This is a genomic window from Nocardia higoensis (assembly GCF_015477835.1).
Lineage (GTDB): Bacteria > Actinomycetota > Actinomycetes > Mycobacteriales > Mycobacteriaceae > Nocardia > Nocardia higoensis_A.
In genome coordinates, this window is sequence record NZ_JADLQN010000001.1 from 2,212,972 (window position 1) to 2,239,617 (window position 26,646).

Here is a 26,646-nt window from a genome sequence, read left to right on the forward strand (position 1 = left end):
CAACCCGACACGTCGGTGTTCGACATCACAATTCCGTTGCGCAGCGCCTTCCCAGCAAACTCTCCTGCCCCGCTGGTCACGCCCGCCGCACCTCTCACTGAACCACCCGCAGGGCATCTGTTGCACACCAGTCACATCGAGGCCGGGGCAGCCCGGAGATCGTGACCATCTCGCCCATGCCCGCCGCCGTCCGATCACCCCGATCCCCGACCCAGCCACCGGCACGAGCACCGACCGAGGGGCCGAGGGCTCGGCGGGCCGCGATCCGCCGCAGCCGACACGAGGATGACCACCGGGACGCCGAGCCTCGCCCGAGACACACCGAGGGGCCGCCCCCGACGGGACGACCCCTCGCGCGACGCGCCCGCGGGCGCGCGACGGATCAGGCAGTCACCGCCACACGGGTCGCCCGCACCAGTTCACGCACCGACGCGCCGAGCTCGGCGACGGCCTCGGCGTCCTCACCGGGGTGCGCGGCGGCGAAGCGCTCGCCGATCTCGCCGAAGTGCGCGTGCGCGGCCTCGACGACCACGCCACCGGCGACCCCGACGGCCTTGACCGCGTCACCGTGCGCCCAGCGCGCGGCGTTGGGGCTGATCGACGCGCTCACCACGCCGACCGGCTTGTCCCGCAGGGCGCCGGCGCCGTACGGGCGCGACGCCCAGTCGATGGCGTTCTTCAGCACGGCCGAGAGGGTGCCGTTGTATTCGGGAGTCACCAGCAGGACCGCGTCGACGTCGGCGATCGCCGCGCGCAGGCGCTCGGCCGCGGCGGGCAGCGAACCGGGCACGTCGATGTCCTCGTTGTAGAACGGGATCTCGCCGAGACCGTCGTAGATGCCGATCTGGACGCCCTCGGGCGCGGTTCGCGCGGCCGCCTCGGCGATCCGGCGCGTGATGGAGGCGCTGCGCAGGCTTCCGGCGAGCACGAGGATTCGAGTCTGGCTCATGACAACTCCTGATGTACTGATGAGGTCCGCACGGTCACCAGGTATCAACCGGACCGCAGTCCGATTACTTCCCGGAGAGGAACACGACCAGTAGTGAGCTCCGTCACATCCGGAACAACCCCCGAGCCCGCGGAACCGGGTGAGATCATCCGAACCTCGCTGACCGTCGGCCCGCCGCCGGTGGGGCCGACCGGCGAGCGCGCCGACGCCGCGCGCAATCGGCGGTTGCTGCTGGACGCCGCCCAGCACCTCGTGCGCGAACACGGCGTGGACAGCCTGACGATGGACGAGCTGGCTCGACGCGCCGGCGTCGGGAAGGGCACCGTCTTCCGCCGATTCGGCAACCGCTCCGGTCTGCTGCGCGCCCTGCTCGACCACTCCGAGCGCAAATTCCAGCAGAGCTTCATGTTCGGACCACCGCCGCTGGGACCCGGCGCGCCACCGCTGGAACGGCTCGTCGCGTTCGGCCGTGCCCGGCTGCTGGACATCGAGGTGGAGGGCGAGTTGTATCGCGCGGCCGAGATCGGGGAGGCGAGCGGCTTCTTCCGCAGTGCGCCCTATCGTCTGCAGCACCGCCACATGGTCGTGCTGCTGCGGGAGGCTGGCAGCCCCGGCGACCACGACCTGATCGCGGGCAGCCTGCTCGCGATGCTGGGGGCGCCCCTGGTGATGCACCAGTTGCACGTGCTCGGCCGCGGCCTCGAACAGGTCTGTGAGAACTGGGAGCGATTCGTCCGTCAGGTGGCCTGCGCCGGTCCGGCAGTAAAGTGACCTCATGTCGAGCCTGCGCGAACAGATCATCACCGAATTGGGCGTCCTGCCGAAGATCGAACCCGCGGAAGAGGTGCGCCGCCGGGTCGATTTCCTGGCCGAGTACCTGCTCTCCACTCCCGCACAGGGTTTCGTGCTCGGTATCAGCGGCGGTCAGGACAGCACGCTGACCGGACGGCTGTGCCAGCTCGCGGCCGAACAGGTCCGCGCAGGCGGCGGTTCGGCGACGTTCGTCGCCGTGCGCCTGCCCTACGGCGTGCAGGCCGACGAACACGACGCGCAGATCGCACTGGAATTCATCCGGCCCGACCGCACCGTGACCGTGAACGTCAAGCCCAGCGCGGACGCCGCGGGCGCGGAGGTCGCCGGAGCCCTCGACAACGACCGGTTGCGAGACTTCGTGCGCGGCAACATCAAAGCCAGGGAACGCATGGTGGTCCAGTACGGCATCGCCGGGCAGGAGAACCTGCTCGTGGTGGGCACCGATCACGCGGCCGAGGCGGTCACCGGATTCTTCACCAAGTACGGCGACGGCGGTGTCGATCTCACCCCGCTGACCGGACTCACCAAGCGTCAGGGCGCGGCGCTGCTGCAGGAACTGGGCGCCCCGTCGAGCACCTGGTCCAAGGTGCCCACCGCCGATCTCGAGGACGACCGTCCCGCGCTGCCCGACGAAGAGGCGCTGGGCCTGCGCTACAGCGACATCGACGACTACCTCGAGGGCAAGGACGTCACCGACGAGATCGCCGGACGGGTGGAGCGGCGTTTCCTCGACACCCGCCACAAGCGCACGGTACCGGTCACTCCACTCGACACCTGGTGGCGCTGAGCGATTTTCGGTCCATCCCTTCACCGGAGACGATCACCCGCCGCCGCGATCACCTACCCGGCAGGGACCAACCGCCCGGCAGTATTCAGCCCGGCAGTGATCAGCCGCCGGCGAAGGGAGGCAGCACGTCGACCTGACGACCGACGGCCACCGACGTGTCGCGGGTCAGTTCGTCGCCGATGAGGTAGGCGCACACCCCCAACATCTTGTCCAGGTCGGGGCCGTAGGTGTCGGCCAGCCGGGTACGCAGGTCGGCGAGCGTCGCGCCGGGCGGTAGTTCGAGGTGTTCGGATTCCTTGCCGACCGCATCGGCGATCGCGGCGAAATAGCGGACCTCAACCACCGATGGCTCCCATCGTGCGCTCCGGGGGGACGAAATTGTCGGCGTCGATGCCGTGGCCCGCCCACTTGTTCCACATGGCGCCGCGCCAGATCTCGGCGATCTCGGCATCGTCCGCACCGGTCCGAATCGCTCGGCGCACGTCGAATTCCTGATCACTGAACAAGCACGAGCGCAGCATGCCGTCGGCGGTGAGCCGGGTGCGATCACAGGTGTCGCAGAACTTGCGAGTGACCGTGGCGATGATGCCGACCGTCGCGGGACCGCCGTCCACGAGCCACTTCTCGGCAGGAGCGGAAGGATCGAGACGGCCGACCTCGTCGAGGGTGAACCTGGCGCCGAGCACCTCGAGCAGTTCGGCGGCGGTGACCATGTTCGCCCGCGCCCATTCGTGATCGGCGTCCAGCGGCATCTCTTCGATGAACCGCAGTTCGCATTTCTCGTCCAGGCACCACCGCAGCAGATCCGGCGCTCCGGCGAGGGTCGGGCGCATCAGGACCGCGTTGATCTTCACCGGGGCGAGACCGGCTTCCCGTGCGGCCCGGATGCCGGCGAACACCGAATCCAGCCGGTCGCGGCGGGTCAGGCGGGTGAAACCGAGCCGGTCGACAGTGTCGAGGGAGACGTTCACCCGGTGCAGCCCGGCCTCGGCCAGTCCGCGCGCGCGATGGGCCAGCCCGACGCCGTTGGTGGTCATGGCCAGCGGCGTATGCGGCACCCGTTCGTGACAGCCGGCGATGATCCGCTCCAGATCGCGGCGCATGAGCGGCTCACCGCCGGTGAACCTGACCTCGCGCACACCGAGTTCCTCGACGGCGAGCGCGACCAGCCGGACGATCTCGTCGGCGGTCAGCAGCTCGTCGGCGGGAATGGGCGGCAATCCCTCGGCGGGCATGCAGTAGGTACATCGCAACGAACACTTCTCGGTGATGGATACCCGCAGGTCACGCGCGATCCGGCCGAAGCGGTCGATCAGTGCCGGAGTGTCGGGCCGTCCGTCGAGCGCGGGCCGCCGTGACCGCACCGCGGGCATGCCCATCTCGACCAACGTCATCACTCCATTATGACCGCAGGGCCCTTCTTCCGTGGCAGTGACAGGCGACCCGGTCCCACCTGCCGTTCTCACGAACCGGCACGTCGGACGGTGAGATCACCTGGCGCGCTACGCTGACGCCATGAGCGCACGGGCAACGGGTGTGGCCGCCGTCGGCGTCGAGGAACACCGCGACCGCGTCGAGCAGGTTCTGCGGCCACTCGCCATGCGGTCCTCGGAGGTCGTGCCGGTGCCCTCGGCCTCGGGCCGCCTGCTCGCCGAGGACGTGTACTCCCCGGTCGACCTGCCGGTGTTCCGCAACTCCTCGATGGACGGCTATGCCGTGCGCGCCGCGACCGTGCGGCACACCCCCACCTGTCTGCCGTTGGCGGGCGTGGTCGCGGCGGGCGAGGCGGGCTCGGCGCCGCTGCCCGCGGGCGGGGCGTGGAAGGTGATGACCGGTGCGCCGATCCCACCCGGCGCGGACTGCGTGATCCCGGTGGAGGACACCAGGATCGAGGACGGCCATGTGGTGATCGAACGTGGCCGCGCGGTCGGCGATTTCATCCGTGAACCGGGCACCGATGTGCGCGCGGGCGATCTGCTGGCGTCCGCGGGCACGGGGCTGACACCTCGCCACATCGCCGCGCTGGCGGCGGTCGGGGTGGCGCGGGTCGAGGTGTTCGTCCCCGTGCGCGCGACGGTGATCACCACCGGCGACGAACTCGTCCCGGCGGGCACGCCGTTGCGGCCGGGCCAGATCTACAACTCCAACGGCATCGCGCTGGCCGCCGCGCTCGCCGCCGACCGGGTGGAGGTGGTGGCGGTGGAGCACAGCACCGACGATCCGGCCGTGTTCGCCCGGCTGATCGCCGCCGCCACGCGCTCGGCGGATGTGGTGTTCACCTCGGGCGGTGTCTCGAAGGGCGATTTCGAGGTCGTCAAGGAGGTGCTGTCCGCCCGCGGCGGGCAGTTCGGATCGGTGGCCATGCAGCCGGGCGGACCGCAGGGCTTGTCGGTGATCGACGGGGTGCCCGTGCTCAGTTTCCCCGGCAACCCGGTGAGCACGCTGGTGTCCTACGAGGTGTTCGCCCGGCCGATGCTGCGCCGACTGGCCGGATTGCCCGCCGTACGCGCGTTCGAGACGGCGCTGGTCGAGCCGGTGCGCTCGCCCGCGGGCCGACGCCAGTTCCTGCGCGGCCGGATGACCGAGGCGGGCGTGGTGACGGTGTCCGGTCCGGGCTCGCATCTGATCGTCGGCATGGCCCAGGCCGAGGTGCTTATCGATATCGCCGCCGAGGTCACCGAGGTGCCCGCGGGAGCGCCGGTGCGGGTCCGGGAATTGTGAGCTGATCGGAACGGATTCGGGGCGGGTGCCCGGTTGTGCCAGTCTTGACGGTATGAGCGAGTTGTCCCATGTCGACGCCGAGGGGCGCGCCCGCATGGTGGATGTCAGCGCCAAGGCCGACACCGTGCGGATCGCGGTGGCCGCCGGCGCGTTGCGCACCACGCCGGACGTGGTGGCGCTGGTGCGCGCCGACGATCTGCCGAAGGCCGACGTGCTGTCCACCGCGCGGCTGGCCGGTATCGGCGGTGCGAAGAAGACCTCCGAGCTGATCCCGCTGTGCCATCAGCTGGCGCTGTCCTCGGTCAAGGTCGAGTTCGGCTTCACCGACGAGGCCATCACCATCGAGGCCACCGCCAAGACCACCGGTCCCACCGGTGTCGAGATGGAGGCGTTGACGGCGGTCGCGGTGGCTGGGCTCACCTTGCACGACATGGTGAAGGCGGTCGATCCCGCCGCGGTCCTGACCGACGTGCGACTGGTGTCCAAACAGGGCGGCAAGCGCGGGCACTGGACCCGCGACAGCGCACGAAACGTTGCGGCGCAGGGTGATTCGACGGCCGACGACGGGGGTGAGGAGGCAGGCTCGGCCCGCTCGGCGGTCGTCCTGGTGGCCTCCACCGGCGCGGCGGCGGGCACCCGCACCGATACCACGGGCCCGGTGCTGGCGACATGGCTCGACGGGTTGGGTTTCGCGGTGCGCGGGCCGTTGGTGCACGCCGACGCCGATATCGCGACCGGGCTGGCCGAGGCGCTGCGCACGGCCCCGAACCTGATCGTCACCACCGGCGGCACCGGCGCCTCGCCTACCGATGCGACGCCCGAGGCCACCCTGGCGGTGCTGGATCGCGAACTGCCCGGCGTGGCCGAGGCGATCCGCAACAAGGGTGCGGCGGCGTTCCCGCTGGCCTCGCTCAGCCGCGGGGTCGCCGGACTGGCCGGCCGCACCGTGATCGTGAATCTGCCGGGCTCGCCGGGCGGGGTGAAAGACGGGATGGCAGTGCTCGAGCCGCTGCTGGATCATCTGTTGGCGCAAGTATCCGGAGGCGGTACCCATGAGTGAGAGTCCCATGACCACCAGCAAGAGCGTGGCGGGGAACGGGACCGAGGCGCCGCCCGGCGGTGCGACCACCGGCGTGCGGCTGGTGCGGATCAACGAGCAGCCACTGAATCCGGCCGCGGCCGAGGCCGCGGTCACCGGGCCCGAACACGGCGCCGTGGTGGTCTTCACCGGCAAGGTCCGCGATCACGACGGCGGTCAGGCGGTGTCGGCGCTGGAGTATTCCGCCCATCCGCGGGCCGCGCATTTCCTGCGCGTGTGTTGCGAGGCCATCGCCACGAGCACCGGACTGCCCGTCGCCGCCGAGCATCGCGTGGGCGATCTCGGTATCGGCGATCTGGCGATCGTGGTGGCGGTGGCCGCGCCACATCGGGCCGAGGCGTTCGCCGCCTGCGCGGAGCTGGTCGACCGGATCAAGCACGAGGTGCCGATCTGGAAGCGGCAGCAGTTCGCCGACGGGTTGTCGGAGTGGGTCAACGCCTGTCACTGAGGGCGCGGTGCCGAGGGGCAGCGGTGCACGCGCACCCGCTCTCCGAGAGCGTCGGCGGGTCGGCTCAGTGCGGGGTGTACTGCCAGACGCCCAGCAGTTCCTGGGCGTCGAGCGGGTCGGGGCCGGTGTGCACCGTCTCGCGCAATCGGTCGAGCGCGTCCTCGGCGGGTAGGCCCGCGCCGATCAGCACCAAGGAGCTGACCTGGTCTTCGCCGCGTCGCCACCCGCGGGGCTCGAAGACGATGTGCCTGCCCACGACGTGCAGGCCGAACACGCGGTGTTGCCCGTCCACGGCGAATTCGGCGATGCCCTTGGCACGGAACAGTCCCGGCGGTGGGCTTTCCAGAAAGCTCACCAGCCGCCGCGGGTCGAGTGCCTGCGCACTGGTGAAACTGACGCTGGTGTAGTCGTCGTGCAGGTGGCGGTGGGTGCCCGCGTCGTGGTCGCAGCCGTCCGCGCACCGGTGGTCGTCGTGTTCGGGATCGCCGAGCCGGTCGTACTCGCGCCACAGCTCGTCGAAGCTGAGTTGTTCGGCGACCGGGGTGCGCTCCCGTGCCGGCTCGTCGAAGAGCAGACCGGGGTCGATGCGGCCGAAGCTGGTCACATACACCGGTACCGGCGCGGTCAGCGCCGCGATCTCGGCACGCAATCGCTCGAGGTCGCCCGGGCCGACACGGTCCGCTTTGTTCAGCACCACCAGGTCGGCCAGCCGCAGATGCGTCACCAGCTCCGGATGTCGCTCGCGGCCGGCCGGGAACTCGGCGGCGTCCACGACCTCGATCAGTCCGCCGTAGGAGATCCGGGGATTCTCGCTGCCGATCACCATCCGGATCAGATTGCGCGGCTCGGCCAGTCCGCTGGCCTCCACGACGATCACATCGATGCCCGCCTGCGGCTGGGTCAACCGCTCGAACATCTCGTCGAGCTCGCCCACATCCACCGCGCAGCACACGCATCCGTTGCCGATCGAGACCATCGCGTCGACCTGCCCGGCCACCAGCATGGCGTCGATGTTCACGGCTCCGAAGTCGTTGACCACCACGCCGATGCGCGTGCCGCCGCTGTCGTGCAGCATCCGGTTGAGCAGCGTCGTCTTTCCCGATCCGAGAAAACCGGCCACGATCAGCACAGGAATTCGCTCGCTCACCCGGACCACTGTAGGCGGCCGACACCGGCTCTCCTCGGCTCGGTCGCAGGCGTGCGGGACGGCGACGGGAAGCCGGATAGCGCGGGCCGGCGTCCGGTTGGGCGGTCTCGGTCAGGCGGGGGCGAACAACGTGGCCGCCAGGGTGTAAGCCAGATTGATCAGCTCGGCGGTTATCGCGTCCTCGCCCTTGCCGAGTGCGCCGAGGAGCGGCAGGAGCAGTTGGGCCGCGCGTTCGGCAAGAACGGCTTCGGTGGTATCCGGCTCGGCCGGGGTTCGCGGTGCGGTATCGACGTCTGTCGGGGTGACGGCTTCGAGGCTCGAGGCGCCCGGAGTGGAGGTCCGCGGGGCGGTACCCGGAGTGGAGGTGCTGGGCGCAGCACCCGGGGTCGAGGTCCGCGGGGCGGTACCTGGAGTGGAGGTCTTCGGGGCGGGGGTCTTCGGATCGGGAGTGGTGGAGTCCGATTCGGTCCCGGCGAGGAGGTCCTCCGAACCGGCGACGGGCGTATCGAGCAGGTAGCCCACGATGCCCGTGGTGAGAGCGATGGCGTGTTCGAGCTGTCCGCCCGCGGATTCGAGGACGGCGGCGTCCTCGGCGTTGGCGCCGTTGCCCATCTCCAGGAACACCAGGGGAACCGTCGTCAACGCCGGGCCCGCGACATCGGACCGGGTCTGCAGACCTTCGCTCACGCCCGCGTAGGTGGCGGGCGAGAAACCGGCCTGGACGTAGGCGTCGCGGACCGACTGCGAGACGGCCCGGCCCGCGCCGGACTGGGCGCGATCGGCGTCAGCGTCGGGGATCGGCAGCTGCGGCACGATCAGGTGGAAGCCGCGCTCGGCGGCCGGGCCGCTGTCGGCGTGGATGCTGACCGCCACGGTCGCGCCCGATTCGTTGGCCGCCCGGGCCCGCTCGTCGATGCAACCGCCCCAGCCGCTGTCGTCCTGGCGACTGAGCACCACCTGCGCGCCGAGGCTCTCCAGCGAGGCCTTCACCAGCTGGGCGACATTCCAGGTGATGGTGTGCTCGGCGACGCCGTTGACCGTGGTCATGCCCGTGGTCTGGCACTCCTTGGTGCCGCCGCGGCCGTCGTCGACCGGCCGGGACAGGTTCTCCGAATGGTTCGGGCCCTGGTGCCCGGGATCGAGGAAGATCGTGTGGCCGGAAAGCTTGGTGGCCGACTCGGAGTCGGCCGGGACGGCGGCGGCCACGGCGGGCACGAGTCCGGTGAACACGAGGGCGAGCGCGGCGGCGATGATGGTCGGCTTCATGTATCGGTCGGCGCTCGGTAACCGCAGCGCCCCTCCCTTCCCATTGGCAACACCAAACCCAACAACTCACTCTGGCAACAACTGCACCATTCGGGCAAGCCCTAGTTACCGAACCGCAACCCATTACCCCTTGCCGGGGGCGGGTCATACGTGCAGCTCCACACATGTGACCTGAATCTCGCCATTTCCCCGAATACGCAGTTTGTTTCTGGTAGATCTCACCTCGGGTCCAGGGGAACTCCGGCCGTCGACGAGGACGGCCGACGACGTCGAGGAGAGCGCACATGCGCGCGAGCACAGTGATGATCGCCGGGGCACTGGCGGGCACAGCCACACTGCTCGGTGCGGGCATCGCCGCCGCCGAGCCCGCCACCGTCATCGCCGAGGACGGGCTCTACACGGTAGGGGTCGACATCGCTCCCGGCACCTGGGAGGCGCCGGGCACCTCCGATCCCGACCGTCCCTGCGACTGGCGCAGGCTCTGGAAGGTCGTGGGCGACACCAGCGACCTGACCTACATCATCGCCAACAACTACACCCGCAAGCCGCCCGGCCGTGTGGTCATCGAGGCCACCGACGTGGCATTCCGCACCGAGAACTGCGGGGTCTGGCGCATGGTGCCCGCCGCCGCGCCGACCGGCTCGGCAGGCTGAGGCCACCGCCGCCCACCGGAGCGGGCGCGGGGCACGAGCCTGCGGCGAAGCCATGAACAGGTGCGCCGCCGCGCCCGGGAGGGTACCGCCGGGCGGGGTGGGGGCTCGGGCGTCGGGCGGGGCTGGTTAGGGTCGGCCATGACGAGGACCAAGATTGTGATCACCGGCGCGAGTTCGGGCCTGGGCGCGGGAATGGCACGCGCGTTCGCCGCGAAGGGCCGTGATCTCGCACTGTGCGCTCGGCGGCTGGACCTGCTCGAAGACCTGCGCGCCGAGCTGATCGGGGCTCATCCCGAGATCACCGTCGCCGTGCGCGCACTGGATGTGGACGACCACGCGGCGGTGCCACGCGTGTTCGCCGAGCTGCGCGACGAACTCGGCGGTCTGGACCGGGTGATCGTCAATGCGGGCATCGGCAAGGGCGCGCGGCTGGGCACCGGCCGTGCCTCGGCCAATCTCGCGACCGCGACCACGAATTTCGTCAGCGCGATGGCGCAGGCCGAGGCGGCGCTGGAGATCTTCCGTGACCAGGACAGCGGTCATCTGGTGCTGATCTCGTCGATGAGCGCGGTGCGCGGGCTGCCCGGCCCCAAGGCGGCGTACTCCGCGAGCAAGGCGGGGCTGTCCGCGCTCGGCGAAGCGCTGGCTACCGAGTTGCGCGGCTCGCCCATCGTTGTCACCACGATCCAGCCCGGCTTCATCCGGACCGACATGTCCGACAACGCCGGTGACGCGAAGCTGGTCGCGCCGCTGGACAAGGGCGTGTCCTCGATGGTCGCGGCGATCGAGCGGGAGAAGCGACGGGCCTGCGTGCCCGGCTGGCCGTGGCGGGTGATCGACCTCGTGCTGCCGCATCTGCCGGACAGCGTGGTCGTGAAGCTGGCCTGACCCCGTGACCGGCCTATTAAGCGCTCTGTAAGACGCTGTCAAGACCCCCGAGGGATGTTTGTTCCTGCCCGGCCGGTCCCTGATCCAGGAGGGGGGAACAGGGCCCGGCCGGGCACTTCGTCGCACACGCTGAAGGTTCGCGTCTGAAATCTGTTGGCCGACTGTAGGATTCGTGGTGGCGAGGACGGGGCCGCCGAGGTCGGGGTCGGACGTGGCGCAGTCCTGGAGTATGGCCGCTGTCTGTGGTGCGCACGCGACCAGCCGCGTCGCCCACACCTGCCCGCCGGCACGGTGGGCACCGGCCGGGCGCAGTCGCGTCCTGTTCTGACACCATGACGAGCGTGATCGAGGCCCTACGCTCCGCGCGAGACAAAGCACGGCGGCTGCCGGACGCTGTCTGGTACCTGGCGGTCGGCGGTGTCACCGCGCTGCTCGCGCTGCTCGCGGTGGTCGGCCTGCTGATCGTCGGCGCTTTCTGCCTGATCGGCGTAGGGATACCGGCGCTGCCCGAGGTGATTCGGCTGGTCCGGCCGTTGGTGTCGTTCGATCGCCACAGGGCGGCACAGTATCTCGGTGAACAGGCGTCGGAGGCCTATCAGCCGATCACCGGTGGCCTGCGGCAGCGGGTCGCGACGGTGCTCACCGATCCGGCGAACCGCCGGGACCTCGGTTGGCTGGCCACACACGCGCTGACCGGCACCTATCTCGCGGTGTTCGCCATCGCGCTGCCGCTCAGCACCCTCATGCATCTGGCGATCCCGGGATTCTGGCAGCTGATGCCGCCGGGGCAGGAGTTCGCCAGTTTCGGTTTCGCGGTCGACTCGTGGCCGAAGGCGATACTGAGCTTCTTCCTGGCATTCCCGGTGGCCCTGGTGACCCTGCAGCTTCCGCTGGCCGCGCGCTGGCAGGCGATGGCCACCCACGCCCTGCTGAAACCGGCCGAGGGCGCCATGCTGGCCGACCGGGTCGCGGCCCTCACCGCGACCCGGGCCGCCGCGCTGGACGCGCACGGTGCCGAGCTGCGCCGGATCGAGCGTGACCTGCACGATGGCGCGCAGTCACGGATCGCAGCGGTGATCATGCAGCTCGGGCTGGCCGACCAACTGCGCGAACAGGATCCGGAAACGGCGCAGGGTCTCGTGCGCAAGGCGCAGGACACCGCGACGGCCGCGCTCGCCGAACTGCGTGACGTGGTGCGCAACGTGTACCCGCCGGTGCTCACCGATCGTGGCCTGGCCAGTGCCGTCTCTGCGGTGGCCGCCCGCAACCCGATCCCGTGTGCGCTCGATCTCCGCGAGGTGGGCAGACGTCCCGCCGCGGTGGAGGCGGCAGCGTATTTCGTCATCACCGAGGCGCTCACCAACGCCACCAAGCACTCCGGCGCCGCGGGCGTCTCCCTGGTGCTCGGCGGTACGCCCGACCTGTTGACGATCGAGATCCACGACGACGGGGTAGGCGGCGCCGTGGAGACCTACGGCGGCGGGCTGGCCGGGATCCGGCGCAGGGCCGAGGCGCTCGACGGCCGGATGACACTGATCAGTCCACCCGGGGGGCCTACTGTAGTGCGGGTGGAGTTGCCGTGCGGGTCATGATCGCCGAGGACAATGCCCTGCTGCGGGAGGGCCTGGTGTTGCTGCTGAGCACGGCGGGCATCGAAGTGGTGGCCGCCGTGGACAACGCGGACGATTTCCTCGCGGCGGTGGCCGCCGATAGGCCGGACGCGGTCGTCGTCGATGTGCGCCTGCCGCCGACGTTCACCGACGACGGTTTACGCGCGGCCGTCAGTGCGCGCAAGCTGCACCCCGGACTGCCGGTGCTGGTGTTGTCGTCCTGGGTGGAGGACAGCTACGCCGCGGAATTGCTCGGTGACGGCATGGGCGGTGTCGGCTATCTGCTCAAGGAGCGGGTCGGCAAGGTGGATCGTTTCCTCGATTCGCTGCGCAGGGTCGCGGCGGGTGGTACCGCGATGGACCCCGAGGTGATCTCGCAACTGCTGGTGCGGCGCAAGGCCGACGACCCGATGGCCGCGCTGACCGTCCGCGAACGCGAGGTACTCGCCCTGATGGCCGAGGGCCACAACAACGCGACCATCGCCGAGCGGCTGGTGGTCAGCGAAGGCGCTGTGCACAAACACATTCGGAACATTTTCGCGAAGCTCGGGCTCTCCACCGAAGATGTCGGCCATCGTCGGGTGCTGGCAGTACTGACCTACCTGAACGCTTGAAGCCCTGAACCCGTGGGGGTTCAGGGCCGCAACCGGGCACCGGTCAGTCAGCTCGACAGGTCATGTCGTCGGCGGGCAGCGTGCCGTCGCGAAAGTAGGCGTTCACCGCCGAGTACACGCAGGAGTTCTGGTAGCTCCCGAAGATCCAGTGGGTCTGCACATCCTGGAGGGTGACCATGCGGGACGCGCTCAAATCGTTGTGCAGGGCGACCGCCCCGTCGTACACGGTCCGGGTGTCACCGGTGGACTGCACGATCATGGCGGGCACCGCATTGCGCACCACCGTGGTCGGCTCGGCGGGCGGGGCCCAGAACGTGCACGGTGTGACGTTGTTGGTGAATCCGGCGAACACCGGTTCGGCGGCGCGGGCAGCCTCGATGTTGCGCCAATAGAATCCTGGATCCCGCGGTGCGGCGACGTCACCGCACATGATGGCCATCTGTGCCGAATTTTCGCCCGGCCGTGCCTTCAACACGAATCCTAATGTGGTGTCCAATGTTTCGTCAGGATGGGCGGACTTACCCGCGGCGGCGTCGGCAATGGTACGGATCTGACCGGCGAGCATCCCGTACTGGGCCGGGCTGTCCAGTCCGACGAACAGCACCACCGGCAGCCAGTGCTCGTCGACCTCGTACTCGCCCACCCGGATCGGCTTGTCGGCAGCCTGTTCGATCAGGTCCTGGACAGCGCCGCGAACCTGGGCCCGGCTGGTGCCGAAGTGGTATTCATTGTCGCGCGCCGCGACCCAATCCGCCCACAGGTCGAGCGCGGCCTCGTTGGCCGGACCCATCGCCTGCACCATGCCGACCGACCCGTAGGTGTCCGGGTCGGCCGCGCTGTCCAGCACCATCCGATCGCTGCGCTCGGGGAACATCTGCATGTACACCGCACCGAGGTAGGTGCCGTACGAGGTGCCGAAGTAACTGATCTTGTCCGCGCCGAGAATACCGCGGATGACATCCATGTCCCGCGCGGTGTTGCGGGTGGTGATGTAAGGCAGTCGAGCCGCTTCGGCGGTGGCGCAGCGGGCGGCCAGATCGCTTTGTATCGCAACGGACTCCGCGAAACCTGCCGCGTCCAGGCCCGCCGAATGCAGCCCGAAGCCGATCGGCCACCGGCAGTCGACGGCGGACGAGCGCCCGACGCCACGCGGATCCATGCCGATCAGGTCGTAGCGGGCCCGCACCTCGGGCGTCATCGCCTTTGCGACGTCGACCATGAAGTCCAGACCCGCACCACCGGGACCGCCAGGGTTGGACAGCATGACGCCGCGCTGCGGCGCGGGATCGGTTCCGGCGAGCCGAGAGATCGCCACCGTGAGCGTAGGACCCTGTGGATCAGCGTAATTCAGCGGCACAGTGACCTCGGCGCACTGCGCCCCGGCCTCGTCCAACTTCGGATCCCCGCAGGCTTTCCAATCCACCTGCTGACTGGCGAACCGGTCCGGCACCGCGGTGTGCGGCGTCGCCTCGGCCTCGGAACCGGTACAACCGACCAGACCGGCACAGACCACCAGGCCGGTGACGGCGGTCAAGACGACCGTCAGTCCTTTCGCGCGTTTCACTGATACTCCTCGGAAGTTTGTCGGCCGCACTCGATAAAGGGGCCGTGGTAGTCGGTGGGCCGGGCGCTCATGAGGTGCACAGGGCGGCGTCCAGCACACCGAGGACCGCATCGGCCTCCTCCTCGGTGGTCGGCAACTGGTTGACCGTGACGGTCACCGCCGTGCCGTCAGCCGTCACGCCGTTGCGTGTCTCGAAGCCTGGAATGCTGCCGCCGTGCCCCCAGACCTCTTTGCCACACGGCGCGGTCCGGTGGATCAGCGCGAGCCCGTAATCGGCGCCCGGCATGCGGTCGAACGGCACTGTGCGCTTCATCTCAGCCAATTGCACAGGCGGCAAGATCTTTCCGGACAGTAGCGCGATGAAGAACCGGTTGAGGTCGGTCGCGCTGGCGACCATGTCACCCGCGGTGCCGCCCCAGGACACGTCGAGCTCGGTATAATCGACAGACTTACCATCGATCCGGTGGTACCCACGGGCGTGCGGGCCGCGGATGCTGGTTTCGCGGACAGCGGGCACATAGGTGTCGCGCAGGCCGAGCGGCTCGAGGATCCGGCGCCCGATCTCGTCGGCGGCCGGATTGCCGGTCACCCGCTCGATCAGCAGACCGGCCAGCAGATAGTTGGTGTTCGTGTAGACGGACTTCGCGCCCGGTTCGAACTGCGGCGGCGTCGTCATCGCCCGGCGGATCAGCTCGGTCATCTCGAAGCGCTGCCACCGGAGCGCTTCCTCGTCCGGGTCGATCTTGTCCGAATTCTGGCCGGTGATACCGTCGCCGGCGCCCTGACCGAGGTAGTCCGGCACTCCGCTGGTGTGCTGCAACACTTGCCGCACCGTGATCCGGCTGCCGTCATTGCCGTTGCCCTGCACCACTCCTGGCAGATAGCGCTCGATCGGCGCGTCCAGGTCGACCTTGCCCTCGGCGACCAGCCGCATGATCACCGTCGCCACGTAGGTCTTCGTGTTGCTGCCGATCCGCACGCGCGCGTCGTCCGGGAACGGCGCGCGAGTGTCGAGATCACCGACCCCCGCGGTGAACGTTCGATGTCCGGCGGGTCCGTCGATCACCACCTGCACACCGGGAAACCCCTGACGCATCAGCGTGTCCATCGCGGTGGCCACGGCGGACGGTGGTGTATTCGCCGCCTCGTCCGGTGAGCTCACCGACGCCTCACCACCACACGCGGCCGCGGCGAGCACCGCGCCCGCCACGACGACCGAGAGAGCCGCTGTACCGGAGGTGCGCCGAAATGGGTTCATGAGCAGTGTCTTCCTCTTGTTCGAGTCGAAAGACATGGGTGCGTCCCCGACGATTCGAGCCTAGGAATCCAGAGTCCTCGCGCCTATGCCGCGCGCACCCGAATGCCGGGTACCGCCTGCCGGCGTGACGTGGTGGTGCCAGCACCACCACGTCAGTCGGTCATCGACTCATCGGCCAGACCAGCCGGCCCGTACTCGATGAAACGACTCCGCCACTTATGCACCGTCATCGCCCACACGCCCACCTCGGCGGCAACATGAAATGCTCCCGGCTCCGCGCTAGGTCGCGAGGGTGGGATCGGGGAGGTGCCGGGAATGATCGACGGCCTCGGCCAGCAGGTCCGCCGCCCGGATCAGTTGCTCTTCGGAGTGCTCGCTGGTGAGGAAGAAGCGCAGCCGCTCCGCACCGGCGGGTACCGCGGGTGCGGAGATATTGCCCGCGTACACGCCGCGTTGCAGCAGATACGAGGAAACGAAACCCGAGCGCACCTCACCGGGCACGATCACCGGGCAGATCGGGGTGCCCTCGGACAGACCACGATCCAGCTCGCGCTCCGCCAGGAGCGCGGTGAACTGTTTCGCGTTGGCCCACAGCCGATTCAGCCGTTCCGGCTCCTCCTCGAGCACGTCGAGCGCGGCGAGCGCGGCCCCAGCCGCGGCGGGCGCGGGGCCACCGGTGAGCATGGCGATGCCGGGGGCGGCCGCCTTCATGGCCCGGATGAGATCGGCGTCGCCCGCCAGGAACCCACCACAGCTGCCGAGAGCTTTCGACAGCGTGCCCATCCACAGATCGATCGCGTCGGCGGGCAGCCGGTAGTGCTCGCGGATGCCGTGCCCGCGATCACCGAAGACGCCGAACGAATGCGCCTCGTCGATCATGACCGCGCAGTCGTATTCCCGTGCCACAGCGGTCAATTCGTCGATCCGGCCGACGGTGCCGTCCATGCTGTAGTGCCCCTCGAGCACCACCAGCGCACGATCGAAGCCGGCCCGCGACATCCGCAGGACCGCGCGCAGCGCCTCGGGATCGTTGTGCCGGAACGTGATCCGGCGACACCCCGACCACTGCGTGCCGGAGACCACGCTGCCGTGGATGAGCGCGTCACACACCGCCACATCGCCGTCGCGCAGGAGGAACCCGAGCGCGCCCGCGTTGGTGAGGTACCCGCTGGTGGTGATCATGGCGTCGCCGACGCCGTAGATCTCGGCCAGCCGCGTCTCGAGTTCGCGGTACAACGGGATCTCCCCGGCAAGGATGCGACTCGCCGAGGCCGAGGCGCCGTAGCGATCCAGCGCGGCCTTCGCCCCCGCCACCACCCGCGGATGATCGGCCAGGCCCAGGTAGTTGTAGGCGCTGAAATTGATCAGCTCGCGCCCGTCCGCCTCGATGGTCGCGGCATTGGGACCGGAGCGCAGCAGGAACAGCGGATTGGGCATGGAGCTGTCGCCGTAGAGCTTGTCGATCGCGGCCTGCTTGGCCACGGTCGCGGCGACCTCGGGATGGTCGGTGAACTGCTTGCCCGGCCCGCGGACTCGTCGCGTGGATGCCCCCGCCGGACGCACCGGTGGCCGCGCCTGCGGATGCGTCACCCTCGTCTTCGTCACATCGGAACCGCTGCTGGACAACAGTTTCCGCGCCAGGTCTCGAGCGGACTCACTCACTGCTCGACCTCCGTCCTGCCGACAGGCTGCTGTCCCGCCGACGCCTGCGTCTGTCCGGCGGTTGCGGACGGCGCATCCGCCGCGGTGGTCCCCGCAGTCGCCGCTGCCGCAGTCCCCGCCGCCGGTGCCGTGGGTCCTGTCGTCGCCGTCGGTGTCACCGTCGCCCCGGCGGATGCGCCTTGCGCTGTAGCGCCCAGCTCCCCCGGCGAGGCCGCGATCGCCGGCGAGTTCTCCAGCGAGCCGGGCGCCGGAGCGGTGGCGGCCGATGCGGCGGCTCCCGTCCCGCCGCCGACGAGTTGCTCGGCGATGCGCGTGCCCGCCTGTTCGAGGGTGAAGGTGCGCCCCATGCTCAGCGACGACAGGTCGATCCCGAGACTCTTGGTCACCAGCGCGCCGAACTCCACGGCCATGAGCGAGTCGAGGCCGAGTTCGGGCACGGGGACCGCGAGGTCGATGGATTCGGCGGAGACCCCCATGACGGTGGCGAGTTGTTCGGCGAGCATGTAGGCGACGACCTCGCCGCGCCTGCCCTCGTCGAGTTCGCGCAGGGCGGCGGCGAGCCGGGCGGTCTCCGAGTCGTCCTGGGCCGCGGCGGCGATGAGTTCGGCGACGCGGGCGGTCTGGGCGAAGTGCGGGCCGGAGGCGGCCACCTTGCCCCAATCGATCGCGATGATGTCGGCGTGGTGGTGCAGGCCGAGTTCCAGCGCCTTCTCCAGGTATTCGGTGCCCTCGTCCAGCGGCATCGAATCGAACCCGGTGTTGCGCAGGTAGCGGGCCATGTTGTCGTCGTGTTCGGCCATGCCGCCGCCGGACATGTGCCCCCAGCCGATGGCCAGTGCCGCCCCGCCGTCGCGGACGATGGCGTCGGCCTGGGCCTGCATGGCGATATTGGCGGCGGTGTAGGAGTACTGGCCGACGCCGCCGAAGATGGCGCTGCCGGAGGAGAACAGCACGAACATGTCCGGGCGTGCGCCGGCCTCGGCGAGCGCGTGGGTCAGTGCCCTGGTGCCCTCGACCTTGGGCCGGTAGACCGCGGCGAGGCTGTCGCGGTCCATGGTGGTGACGCGCCGGTCGTCCAGGACGCCCGCGGTGTGGAAGATGCCGCGCAGCGGGTGGTCCGGGGTGTGCAGTTCGCGCAGCAGGTCGGTCATGGCCGCGGTGTCGGTGACATCGCCGCGGGCGGCGGTGACCTCGATGCCGCGCTCCTGCCAGACGGCGAGCTGGGCGCGGGCGGCGTCGCTGCCGGGTCCGCTGCGACCGAGCAGGGTGAGCCGGGTGGCGCCCCGGTCCACCAGCCAGCGGCCGACGGCCAGGCCGAACGCGCCGTAGCCGCCGGTGACCAGGTACTGCGCACGGGGATCGATCTCGACCTCGGTCAGGCGCGGGCGCACCATCGGGGCGGTCTCGTCGAAATCGAGGGCGACGCGGCCGATGCGAGTGGATCGGGCGACCTCCTCGAACGCCTTGGCCACGTCCGCGGTGCCGTAGAGGGTGTAGGGCAGCGGTCGGTAGGTGCCGTCGGCCAGTTTGGCGTTGACCCGGCGCAGCAGCTCGACGGTCGACGCGCGCCGCCGGGCGAGCATGCGGTCCAGATCCAGCGAGTGGTAGGAGACGTTCTTGTCGAAATGGCGCAGGTCGAGCTGGCCGCCGGTGTAGATGTCGGCCTTGCCGATCTCCACGATCCGGCCGAATTCGGCGACAGCGGTGAAGTTCGCGCGCAGGATGTCGCCGGGGGCGGTGCTGACGACCACGTCGACGCCCGCGCCTGCGGTGAGTGCGAGCACGTCCTCGGCGAAGTTCAGCGACCGCGAGTCCAGGACATGGTCGGCGCCCTGTGCGCGGGCCCAGTCGCGGCGCTCGGCGGTGCTCGCGGTGCCGATCACGGTGGCGCCGAGCAGTGTCGCGATCTGCGTGGCGGCCGATCCGACGCCGCCCGCCGCGCCGTGCACGAGCACGGTTTCTCCCGGCTGCAACCTCGCCAGTTCGACCAGCGCGTATTCGGCGGTGCCGAAGGCGGTGGAGTTGGTGCAGTGGCCGGGCTCGGTGTCGGGATCGAGGCGGCTGACCAGATCGGCGGCGGTGGTGTTGTACCGGCGGATCATGTCCTTGCAGCCGAGGCTGACGGTGTCGCCCTCGGCCACGTGGGTGACGCCTTCGCCCACCCGGGTCACCACGCCGATGCCCTCCATACCGGGCGAGCTGCCGAAGAAGGTGTCGGCCAGGTCGCGTTCGGAGAGGACGCCGATGATCTTGAGCGGGTCCTTGTAGTTCAGGCCGACCGCCCGCATCCGTACCTCCACCTCGCCGGCGCCCGGCGCGCGGCGACCGCAGGCCCGCCAGGCCAGCCGGGACAACACCCGTGCGGACGGGATCTCCAGCGCGAAGTTCGCCTCCGGATCGGTGAGCGGGACGGCCTCGTCCAGTGCCTCGATGCGCTCGGGCAGCGTCGCCGACACCGCTGCCACCCAGCGCAGGCCGTTGCGCAGGAACACCTCGTCGACGTTGTCGTAGCTGAACGCGCCGGGGATGTTCAGCTCGGCCGCCAGCTCGGCGTCGCCGGTGTCGGCGTCGAGGTCGACCAGACGCCAGCGCAGGCGAGGCTGCTCGTTGAGCAGGACCCGGCGTGCGCCCGCCACGGCGGCGTGCACCGGGTCGGGGGCGGTGTCGCCGTCCGGGTGGGCGTAGGCCTGTTCGGTGACCACGGTGACATGGATCGAGCCGTCGCCGATCATCGGCATGTCCACGCCGAGCTGGTCGATGCGGACCTCGACGAAGCCTTCCAGTGCCACGGCGAGTTCGCGCAGCGTCCACAGGATGTCCAGGTCGGCGGGTCCGGTCTCGGCGGAGCCGGGGACGACCACCACCACGTGCAGCCGCCGCACGCCCTCGGCGGCGACGGCCGCGTGCAGTCGCGCCACGACCGATGCGCCGAGATCGGTGCCGCCCGGCTCACCGGCGGCGAGCACCTCCGGCCGCGCGAGCAGCCCGGCGATCCGGGCGGTGCGCGCACCGGCTTCGCGAGCCAGGTCGATCACCACGGTGTGCACTTCTTCCGGGGCGGGCAGCAGTGCGGGGTCGACGGGATCGCGCAGCTCCCAGCGGTTCTCGTAGAAGAAGCCGGCCATCCGGCGCAAGGCGCCCAGGCCGGGGGCGATAGAGCCGAAACGCATGCCCCGGATCTGGAGCACCACCGTGCCGTCGGTGCCGAGCAGGTCGATGTCGGCGCGCGGCTCGCCCGCGCGGTCCAGGCGGGCGAGGACGTCGACCTGCTCGGGGATCGGCGCGAAGGCGCGCACGGATTCCACGCCGACCGGCACCATGGCCCCGTCCCCGGAATTTCCGCTGCCGACCAGCAGCGCGGCGATGCTCTGGAGTGCCGCGTCGACCACGCACGGATGCGCCAGGTGCGCCGAGTCGCGGGCGATCTCGCCGTCGAGGGTAGCCAGCACGGTGGTGTCGCGCACCCGCACCGAGGTCGCGCGCCGGAACGTCGGGCCGTAGTCCAGGCCGCGCGCGGCCAGGCCCGCGTAGAAATCGGCCGGGTCGATCGCGTGCATGCCGTCCGGCTCGGGCAGTTCCACCGGAGTCGGCTCGTAGACGCCGTCGACCAGGCGGCCGGTGGCATTGACCGTCCAGGTGTCGGCGGCCGCGCCGTGCGAGCGGATCACGAACCGGTGAGTGGCCTCCTCCACCCGCAACTCGACGACCGGAGCATCGCCCTCCTCGATCACCAGCGGGGCGACGAACCGCACATCGGCCACCGCGACCCGGGTGGACTCGGTGCGCAGCGCGGCGGCGCTGAGGGCGGCGTCGAGGTAGGCCGCGCCGGGCAGGATGCGCGTGCCGCCGACCACGTGATCGGCCAGCCACGGCATCGCCCCGACGCTCAGCCGCACCGTCCACGCGGTGGTCGGCTCGCCCAGATCCGGATCGCCGAGCATGGGGTAACCGCCGGGGGTGCCGTGCCTGCGCTGGACGAACACGGGCAGGTCGGCGCGCAGCACGGTGCGCTGCCATGGGTAGCGCGGCAGGTCGAGGTGCGGTGTGACGGGCTGTTCGGCGAACAGGGCGTCGGTGTCCAGCACGCCGGCGACATACAGGCCGGCCAGGGTGCGGCGGATGCTGTCGGCGTCGTCCTGCTTGCGGTGCAGGGTGGCCACGGAGGTGCCGGTCTCCCCCGCGCCCAGCAGCATCTCCCTGATGTTCGCGCCGAGCACCGGGTGCGGGCCGACCTCGAGAAAGACCCGGCTGCCGTCGCCGATCAGCCCTGCCACGGCGTCGGCGAACCGCACCGGCTGACGCACATTGGCGCACCAGTACTCGGCATCCCAGTCACCGACTGTGACGGGCGCGCCCGTCACAGTCGAGTACAGCGGCAGCACCGGCGCCTCGACGACCAGATCGGCGAGCGCTTCGCGCAGCTTGTCGAGGATCGGATCCATCAGATAGCTGTGGTAGGGCACCTCGACGTGCAGGCGTTTGGCGAAAACACCTTGCGCGGTAAGACTTTCGGCGATCTGATCGAGACATTCCACCGCGCCGGCGAGGGTGACCGCGTTGGGGCTGTTGATCGCGGCGATGTCGACCCGGTCGTCGTCGTCGATGAGAGCGCGGGCGGCCTCCGGCGTCAGGCCGACGGCGAGCATGCCGCCCGAACCCGCCGTGGTCGCCTGCAACCGGGCGCGGTGCACGCTGACGGTGACCGCGTCGCGCAGCGAGAGCATGCCGGTGACGTAGGCGGCCGACACCTCGCCGACGCTGTGGCCCACCACCGCGGCGGGCCGGATGCCCAGCTCGTCGAGCAGGACGACCAGGCAGACCTGCACCAGGAAGTTCGCGGGCTGGGCGACCTCGGTGCTGGTCACCCGTGACTCTTCCTCCGGGCGCAGCAGTTCCTCGACGATCGACCACCCGGCGATCTCCCGGAACACCGTGTCGATCCGCAGCGCCTCGGCGGCGAAGACCCCGCCGGCCTCGAGCAGCCCGCGGGCCATCGCCCACCACTGCGGGCCCATGCCGGTGAACACGAACACCGGCTCCGCGGTGCGCTGCGCAACGACCTTGGCCGCGCCGCGCGCCGTGCCGTCGGCCAGTTCGACCAGTCCGCGCACCAGCTCGGCGTCGTCGCCGAACGGCACGGCGGCCCGGTAGGCATGATGCTTGCGGCGGGTCCACGCGGCCTCGGCCAGCCGGCCGGGGTCCGCGCCCTCGGCGACGAGTTCGGCGAAACCGCGCGCCAGTTCACGCACCGCCTGCTCGCTGCGGGCCGACAGCGGCAGCACGCCGTGGTGGCGCGGCGCGCGCTCGCCCGCCTCCGGCGCGACGTACTCCTGGAGAATCGCGTGCGCGTTCGTGCCGCCGTAACCGAAACCGTTGACCGCGATGGTCATCGGCCCGGACTCGGGGCCCACCGGCTCGACCTCGCACTGCAGGCGCAGGTTCAGGTCGTCGAACGGGATGTCCGGGTTGGGCTCGTTCAGCCAGCCCTGTGGCGCGATGGTGCGGTGGGAGATGGCCAGCGCGGACTTGATGATACTGGCGATGCCGGAGGCCGCCTCGGTGTGGCCGAGCTGGCCTTTCACGGAGCCGACGCCCAGCGGCCGGGAGCGCTGTGCCGCCTGCCCGTAGGCCCGGCCGATCGCCCGCAGTTCCAGCGGGTCGCCGACGGGTGTTCCGGTGCCGTGTGCCTCGACGTAGTCGACCTCGTGCGGCGCGATACCTGCCCGCGCGGTGACCGTCCTGGCCAGCGCCTCCTGCAGGTCGGCATTGGGCACGGTGATGGCGGTGGTCCGCCCGTCCTGGTTCGCGCCGGTCGCCTTGATCACCGCGTAGATCCGGTCGCTGTCGCGTTCGGCGTCGGCGAGGCGTTTGAGCACGACCATGCCCGAGCCCTCACCGCGACCGTAGCCGTCGGCGGCCGCGTCGAACGGCTTGCTGCGCCCGTCGGTGGCCAGGAAGCCACCCTTGCACATGGACACGAAGGGCTCGGGCTGCAGCAGCATGGTGACGCCGCCCGCCATCGCGACCGCGCAGTCGCCGCTGTCGAGCGCCTGGCAGGCCAGGTGCAGTGCCACCAGCGAGGACGAACACGCGGTGTCCACGGTGACCGCGGGCCCGACGAGGTCGAGCGCGTACGCGATCCGGTTGGACAGCATGGTGTAGGAGGCGCCGACCGCGGTGTGCATGTCCACGTGCGGCAGCGCGTCCCCGGCCACCGAGACGGCCAGCTGGTCGAGGGTGAAGGCGCCGACATAGACGCCCACCGGCGCGCCGGTGACCCGGCCCGCGATGCCCGCGTCGTCGAGCGCCTCCCAGGCGACCTCGAGAATCAGTCGCTGCTGCGGGTCCATCGACGCGGCCTCGCGCGGGGAGATGCCGAAGAAGTCGGGGTCGAACGCCCACGGGTCGCCGGTGAGGAAGGCCGCGCGCTTGGTGTACATGCGGCCGGGGGTGCGCTTGTCGGGGTCGTAGTAGCGGTCGACATCCCAGCGGGTGGCCGGGATGTCGACGACGCCGTCGCCTTTGCCGACGAGGAAGTCCCAGAAGGACTCCGGTGAATCGATGCCACCGGCGTACCGGCAACCGATTCCGACTATGGCGATGTCAGACAACGGGAACTCCTTGCGTACTCGACACCGGGCCGGAGGCGGAACCCACCGGGACGGCGGTGAAACGGATGAGCGATGATTCGGGTCGACGTCAGGTGACCGGTGGGCGCAGCACGAAATTCATCTCCGGACCGTCGCGGCCGATGCGGACTCGCTCGACGAACTCGCAGCCGAGCGCACGGTAGTAGGCGACATTGCCGTCCTTACAGATTCCGCCGAGCCCGGCGCCGCGCGCATCGGCGTCCGCGGCCAGCGCCGCCCACAGCGCCCGGCCCACCCCGCGCCGTTGCAGGCCGGGCTCGCAGCCCAGGTAGATCAGGAACAGGTGCGGGCGTGACGGAGCGACTCGGGCCATGGCGGCATCGACCGCCATGCCCCGCACCGTCGCAGCGCCCATGGCCCACAACAGCTGCGGACCCGACACCACTTCGCGCCACAGCGATGTGCGCGTCCCGGGCGGCTGCCACAGCGCCGCGCCGACCACCCGATCCCCGGCGACCGCGACGGAGGCACCGTCGACAGGGAGGAACCTGTGGCGCAGCATGATGCGCAACATCTCCGGTGTACGGCGGCGGCGCTGCGCCGGTGACGGGAAGACGTACTCCTCGATCGGGTCGTCGCTGTCGAATGCCTGCGCGAGCACCCGCACGATGTCCTCGATGTCGGCCTCGGTGGCACGACGGACGACCGTAGGACTCTGCTGATCCACCAACTGCCCCTATCGCTTCCCGTACCGCGTGCCCGAGTGGACGAATGGTGCCGCACGACGCTCCGGCAGGCACGCGCTAGCTACCCGTCAGTAGGTTACTCACGAGGAAACACAACGCCAACCGGAAAAGGATTGTGATAAATCAGACCTACGCCGATCTTGTTCCAGCACTGCGCAATCCGCTAGATTGCGCGTCGGCGCCCCTGTGCCGGAACGGGATTCGCTTTCGGCACGTCAGCGGGACGCCACGCGCGCCGGGGTGGCGACCGGCGTGTGCAGCACATCGGGAACCACGGTGCCGCGCAACGAGGTTCCCGCCGTCTCCCGCAGGAACACCCAGGCCACCAGACCCACCAGCGAAGCGCCGATCATGTAGGCGGCCGGGAACAGCGACCAGCCGCTCGCCTCGATCGCCGCCTCGTTCACCAGCGGCGCGGTGCCGCCGAAAGCGGCCGTGGAGACGTTGTAGGCCAACGCGAACCCCGCGTAGCGGACGTGCGTCGGGAAGATGGCCGGGAAGGTCGCGCTGATCGTCGACAGCTGCGGCACATACAGCAGACCGAGCACGACGAAGCCGATCACCGCCCAGACCGGCCCCTGCCCCATCAACCAGTACATCGGCAGCGCGAACACCGCCAAGCCGACCAGCGAGACCAGCCACATCGGCCTGCGCCCCACCCGATCCGACAGCGCACCGAAGAACGGCAGCACCAGCATCATCACCACCTGGCCGATGAGCATCATGGCCGTCGTGGCCGATTCGGCCATACCGAGCGACTGCTGCAGATAGGTCGGCTGATAGGTGAGCAGCGTGTAGTTCACCACGTTCAGCGCGATCACCAGCCCACCCAAGGTGAGCAGTTCCCGACGGTAGTGACGCACCAGCTCCCCCAGACCGGTCGGCGGGTGCGGATTCCGGGCGACCTCCTCGAACACCGGCGACTCGTCCAGGCGCGAGCGCAGGTACAGCCCGATCAGGCCGAGCGGGACCGCGAGCAGGAACGGGATACGCCAGCCCCAGTCGTACATGGCCTGCGACCCGAGCGCCAACTGCAGCGCCAGCACGACGGCCGAGCCGCCGACGAAGCCGGCCAGGGTGCCGAACTCGAGGAAGCTGCCGAGGAAGCCGCGGCGGCGGTCGGCCGCCGTCTCGGCCAGGTAGGTCGCCGCGCCGCCGTACTCACCGCCGGTGGAGAAGCCCTGCACCACTCGCAGCAGGATCAACAGAATCGGCGCGAACACCCCGATGCGGTCGTGCGTGGGCAGCAGACCGATGAGGCCGGTGGCCGCCGCCATCAGCAGAATGGTGGTGGCCAGCACCCGCTTGCGACCGAGCCGGTCGCCCAGCGGTCCCCAGACCATGCCGCCGAGGGGACGCAGCACGAACGAGATGGCGAAGCCGAGCATGGTGCCCAGCGTGCCGAGCTCGCCGGGGAAGAACGCGGCGGTCAGGTAGGTCGCGGTGGCGGCGTAGACGCCGTAGTCGAACCACTCGGTGGCGTTACCCATCGCCGATGCGGCCACCGATCGGCGCAACCGCCGGGAGCCCTCCTGCGTGTCGGTCATGCCGTCTCCTCACCGCCTGCGCGGACCGCGGCCACCCCGTGCTTGCCGCGCCCCGCGTTCCCTGCGCATCGACTCCGAGCCGACACGAGCACACAGGAACCGTTCCCACGTTCGACACCGGACAAACGTGACCCGGACTCGGCCGTCCGGCTGCCACAGCCCCATCCACCGGCAGGCAGGTCCGAAACATGATGTAGATCACATATCCGGACGGTTGGGCAGCTGGGATTCACGAGCCCGGGACGACGCGCCTACGGCCCGATCCGAGTTCCACCCGAACGGCC

The 26,646-nt window shown here is 70.1% G+C and carries 20 protein-coding genes; 9 read left to right on the top strand and 11 right to left on the bottom strand.

Going from position 1 to position 26,646, the window contains the following annotated elements:
- Positions 1 to 382 precede the first annotated feature (382 nt).
- Positions 383 to 949 (bottom strand): NAD(P)H-dependent oxidoreductase, encoded by a 567-nt coding sequence (locus tag IU449_RS10025; RefSeq protein WP_195001561.1) that lies wholly within the window; start codon positions 947 to 949, stop codon positions 383 to 385.
- A gap of 144 nt (positions 950 to 1,093) precedes the next feature.
- Between IU449_RS10025 and IU449_RS10030 the strand changes: the two genes are divergently transcribed.
- Together IU449_RS10030 and nadE are read left to right on the top strand one after the other, a co-directional pair.
- Complete coding sequence (locus IU449_RS10030; protein WP_416382158.1) at positions 1,094 to 1,720, top strand: TetR/AcrR family transcriptional regulator; 627 nt, start codon at positions 1,094 to 1,096, stop codon at positions 1,718 to 1,720.
- Between the two features lie 4 nt (positions 1,721 to 1,724).
- The gene (nadE, locus tag IU449_RS10035; protein WP_195001562.1) at positions 1,725 to 2,549 is read left to right on the top strand and encodes an ammonia-dependent NAD(+) synthetase; all 825 of its coding nucleotides are present in this window, start codon (positions 1,725 to 1,727) and stop codon (positions 2,547 to 2,549) included.
- A gap of 100 nt (positions 2,550 to 2,649) precedes the next feature.
- Here nadE and IU449_RS10040 read toward each other — a convergent pair whose 3' ends face one another.
- Both IU449_RS10040 and moaA read right to left on the bottom strand, forming a co-directional pair.
- On the bottom strand, positions 2,650 to 2,892 hold the full coding sequence (locus IU449_RS10040; RefSeq protein ID WP_195001563.1) for a MoaD/ThiS family protein: 243 nt from the start codon (positions 2,890 to 2,892) through the stop codon (positions 2,650 to 2,652).
- Positions 2,885 to 3,943 carry a GTP 3',8-cyclase MoaA gene (moaA, locus tag IU449_RS10045; protein WP_195001564.1) on the bottom strand — a complete coding sequence of 353 codons (1,059 nt, stop codon included), beginning with the start codon at positions 3,941 to 3,943 and terminating at the stop codon, positions 2,885 to 2,887. Before moaA ends, IU449_RS10040 begins: the two co-directional genes overlap by 8 nt.
- A gap of 121 nt (positions 3,944 to 4,064) precedes the next feature.
- On the opposite strand from moaA, the gene glp reads away from it, so the two are divergent.
- From glp to IU449_RS10060, 3 genes are read left to right on the top strand one after another with little or no spacing between them, the layout of a single operon-like run.
- Positions 4,065 to 5,270, top strand: coding sequence for a gephyrin-like molybdotransferase Glp (gene glp / locus IU449_RS10050; protein ID WP_195001565.1), 1,206 nt, complete (start codon positions 4,065 to 4,067; stop codon positions 5,268 to 5,270).
- Positions 5,271 to 5,322: 52 nt separating this feature from the next.
- The gene (moaCB, locus tag IU449_RS10055; RefSeq protein WP_195001566.1) at positions 5,323 to 6,330 is read left to right on the top strand and encodes a bifunctional molybdenum cofactor biosynthesis protein MoaC/MoaB; all 1,008 of its coding nucleotides are present in this window, start codon (positions 5,323 to 5,325) and stop codon (positions 6,328 to 6,330) included.
- Entirely contained in the window at positions 6,323 to 6,817 is a 495-nt protein-coding gene (locus tag IU449_RS10060) for a molybdenum cofactor biosynthesis protein MoaE (protein WP_416382122.1), read from the top strand. The genes moaCB and IU449_RS10060 overlap by 8 nt, the downstream gene beginning before the upstream one ends.
- Before the next feature lie 64 nt (positions 6,818 to 6,881).
- Here IU449_RS10060 and IU449_RS10065 read toward each other — a convergent pair whose 3' ends face one another.
- Both IU449_RS10065 and IU449_RS10070 read right to left on the bottom strand, forming a co-directional pair.
- Positions 6,882 to 7,964 carry a CobW family GTP-binding protein gene (locus IU449_RS10065; RefSeq protein ID WP_195001567.1) on the bottom strand — a complete coding sequence of 361 codons (1,083 nt, stop codon included), beginning with the start codon at positions 7,962 to 7,964 and terminating at the stop codon, positions 6,882 to 6,884.
- A 111-nt stretch (positions 7,965 to 8,075) separates the two neighbouring features.
- On the bottom strand, positions 8,076 to 9,230 hold the full coding sequence (locus IU449_RS10070) for an N-acetylmuramoyl-L-alanine amidase (protein WP_195001568.1): 1,155 nt from the start codon (positions 9,228 to 9,230) through the stop codon (positions 8,076 to 8,078).
- A 284-nt stretch (positions 9,231 to 9,514) separates the two neighbouring features.
- Here IU449_RS10070 and IU449_RS10075 point away from each other — a divergent pair, with 284 nt between their 5' ends.
- The 4 genes from IU449_RS10075 to IU449_RS10090 all read left to right on the top strand — a co-directional run bounded on the left by IU449_RS10075 (position 9,515) and on the right by IU449_RS10090 (position 12,995).
- Entirely contained in the window at positions 9,515 to 9,883 is a 369-nt protein-coding gene (locus tag IU449_RS10075) for a hypothetical protein (RefSeq protein WP_195001569.1), read from the top strand.
- 138 nt (positions 9,884 to 10,021) lie between these two features.
- Positions 10,022 to 10,771, top strand: a complete 750-nt coding sequence (locus tag IU449_RS10080) for an SDR family oxidoreductase (protein WP_195001570.1) — start codon at positions 10,022 to 10,024, stop codon at positions 10,769 to 10,771.
- 332 nt (positions 10,772 to 11,103) lie between these two features.
- Positions 11,104 to 12,363, top strand: a complete 1,260-nt coding sequence (locus IU449_RS10085) for a sensor histidine kinase (RefSeq protein ID WP_195001571.1) — start codon at positions 11,104 to 11,106, stop codon at positions 12,361 to 12,363.
- The gene (locus IU449_RS10090; protein WP_195001572.1) at positions 12,351 to 12,995 is read left to right on the top strand and encodes a response regulator; all 645 of its coding nucleotides are present in this window, start codon (positions 12,351 to 12,353) and stop codon (positions 12,993 to 12,995) included. The genes IU449_RS10085 and IU449_RS10090 overlap by 13 nt, the downstream gene beginning before the upstream one ends.
- A gap of 43 nt (positions 12,996 to 13,038) precedes the next feature.
- On the opposite strand, the gene IU449_RS10095 is transcribed toward IU449_RS10090, so the two are convergent.
- The 6 genes from IU449_RS10095 to IU449_RS10120 all read right to left on the bottom strand — a co-directional run bounded on the left by IU449_RS10095 (position 13,039) and on the right by IU449_RS10120 (position 26,362).
- On the bottom strand, positions 13,039 to 14,559 hold the full coding sequence (locus IU449_RS10095) for an alpha/beta fold hydrolase (RefSeq protein ID WP_324188159.1): 1,521 nt from the start codon (positions 14,557 to 14,559) through the stop codon (positions 13,039 to 13,041).
- Between the two features lie 67 nt (positions 14,560 to 14,626).
- Positions 14,627 to 15,817 (bottom strand): serine hydrolase domain-containing protein, encoded by a 1,191-nt coding sequence (locus IU449_RS10100; RefSeq protein WP_195001574.1) that lies wholly within the window; start codon positions 15,815 to 15,817, stop codon positions 14,627 to 14,629.
- Between the two features lie 279 nt (positions 15,818 to 16,096).
- Positions 16,097 to 17,479 carry an aminotransferase class I/II-fold pyridoxal phosphate-dependent enzyme gene (locus IU449_RS10105; protein ID WP_195001575.1) on the bottom strand — a complete coding sequence of 461 codons (1,383 nt, stop codon included), beginning with the start codon at positions 17,477 to 17,479 and terminating at the stop codon, positions 16,097 to 16,099.
- Positions 17,476 to 24,090, bottom strand: a complete 6,615-nt coding sequence (locus IU449_RS10110) for a type I polyketide synthase (RefSeq protein ID WP_228803873.1) — start codon at positions 24,088 to 24,090, stop codon at positions 17,476 to 17,478. Before IU449_RS10110 ends, IU449_RS10105 begins: the two co-directional genes overlap by 4 nt.
- A gap of 88 nt (positions 24,091 to 24,178) precedes the next feature.
- Positions 24,179 to 24,796, bottom strand: coding sequence for a GNAT family N-acetyltransferase (locus IU449_RS10115; RefSeq protein ID WP_324188160.1), 618 nt, complete (start codon positions 24,794 to 24,796; stop codon positions 24,179 to 24,181).
- A 234-nt stretch (positions 24,797 to 25,030) separates the two neighbouring features.
- Positions 25,031 to 26,362 carry an MFS transporter gene (locus tag IU449_RS10120; RefSeq protein ID WP_195001576.1) on the bottom strand — a complete coding sequence of 444 codons (1,332 nt, stop codon included), beginning with the start codon at positions 26,360 to 26,362 and terminating at the stop codon, positions 25,031 to 25,033.
- Between the last annotated feature and the right edge of the window lie 284 nt (positions 26,363 to 26,646).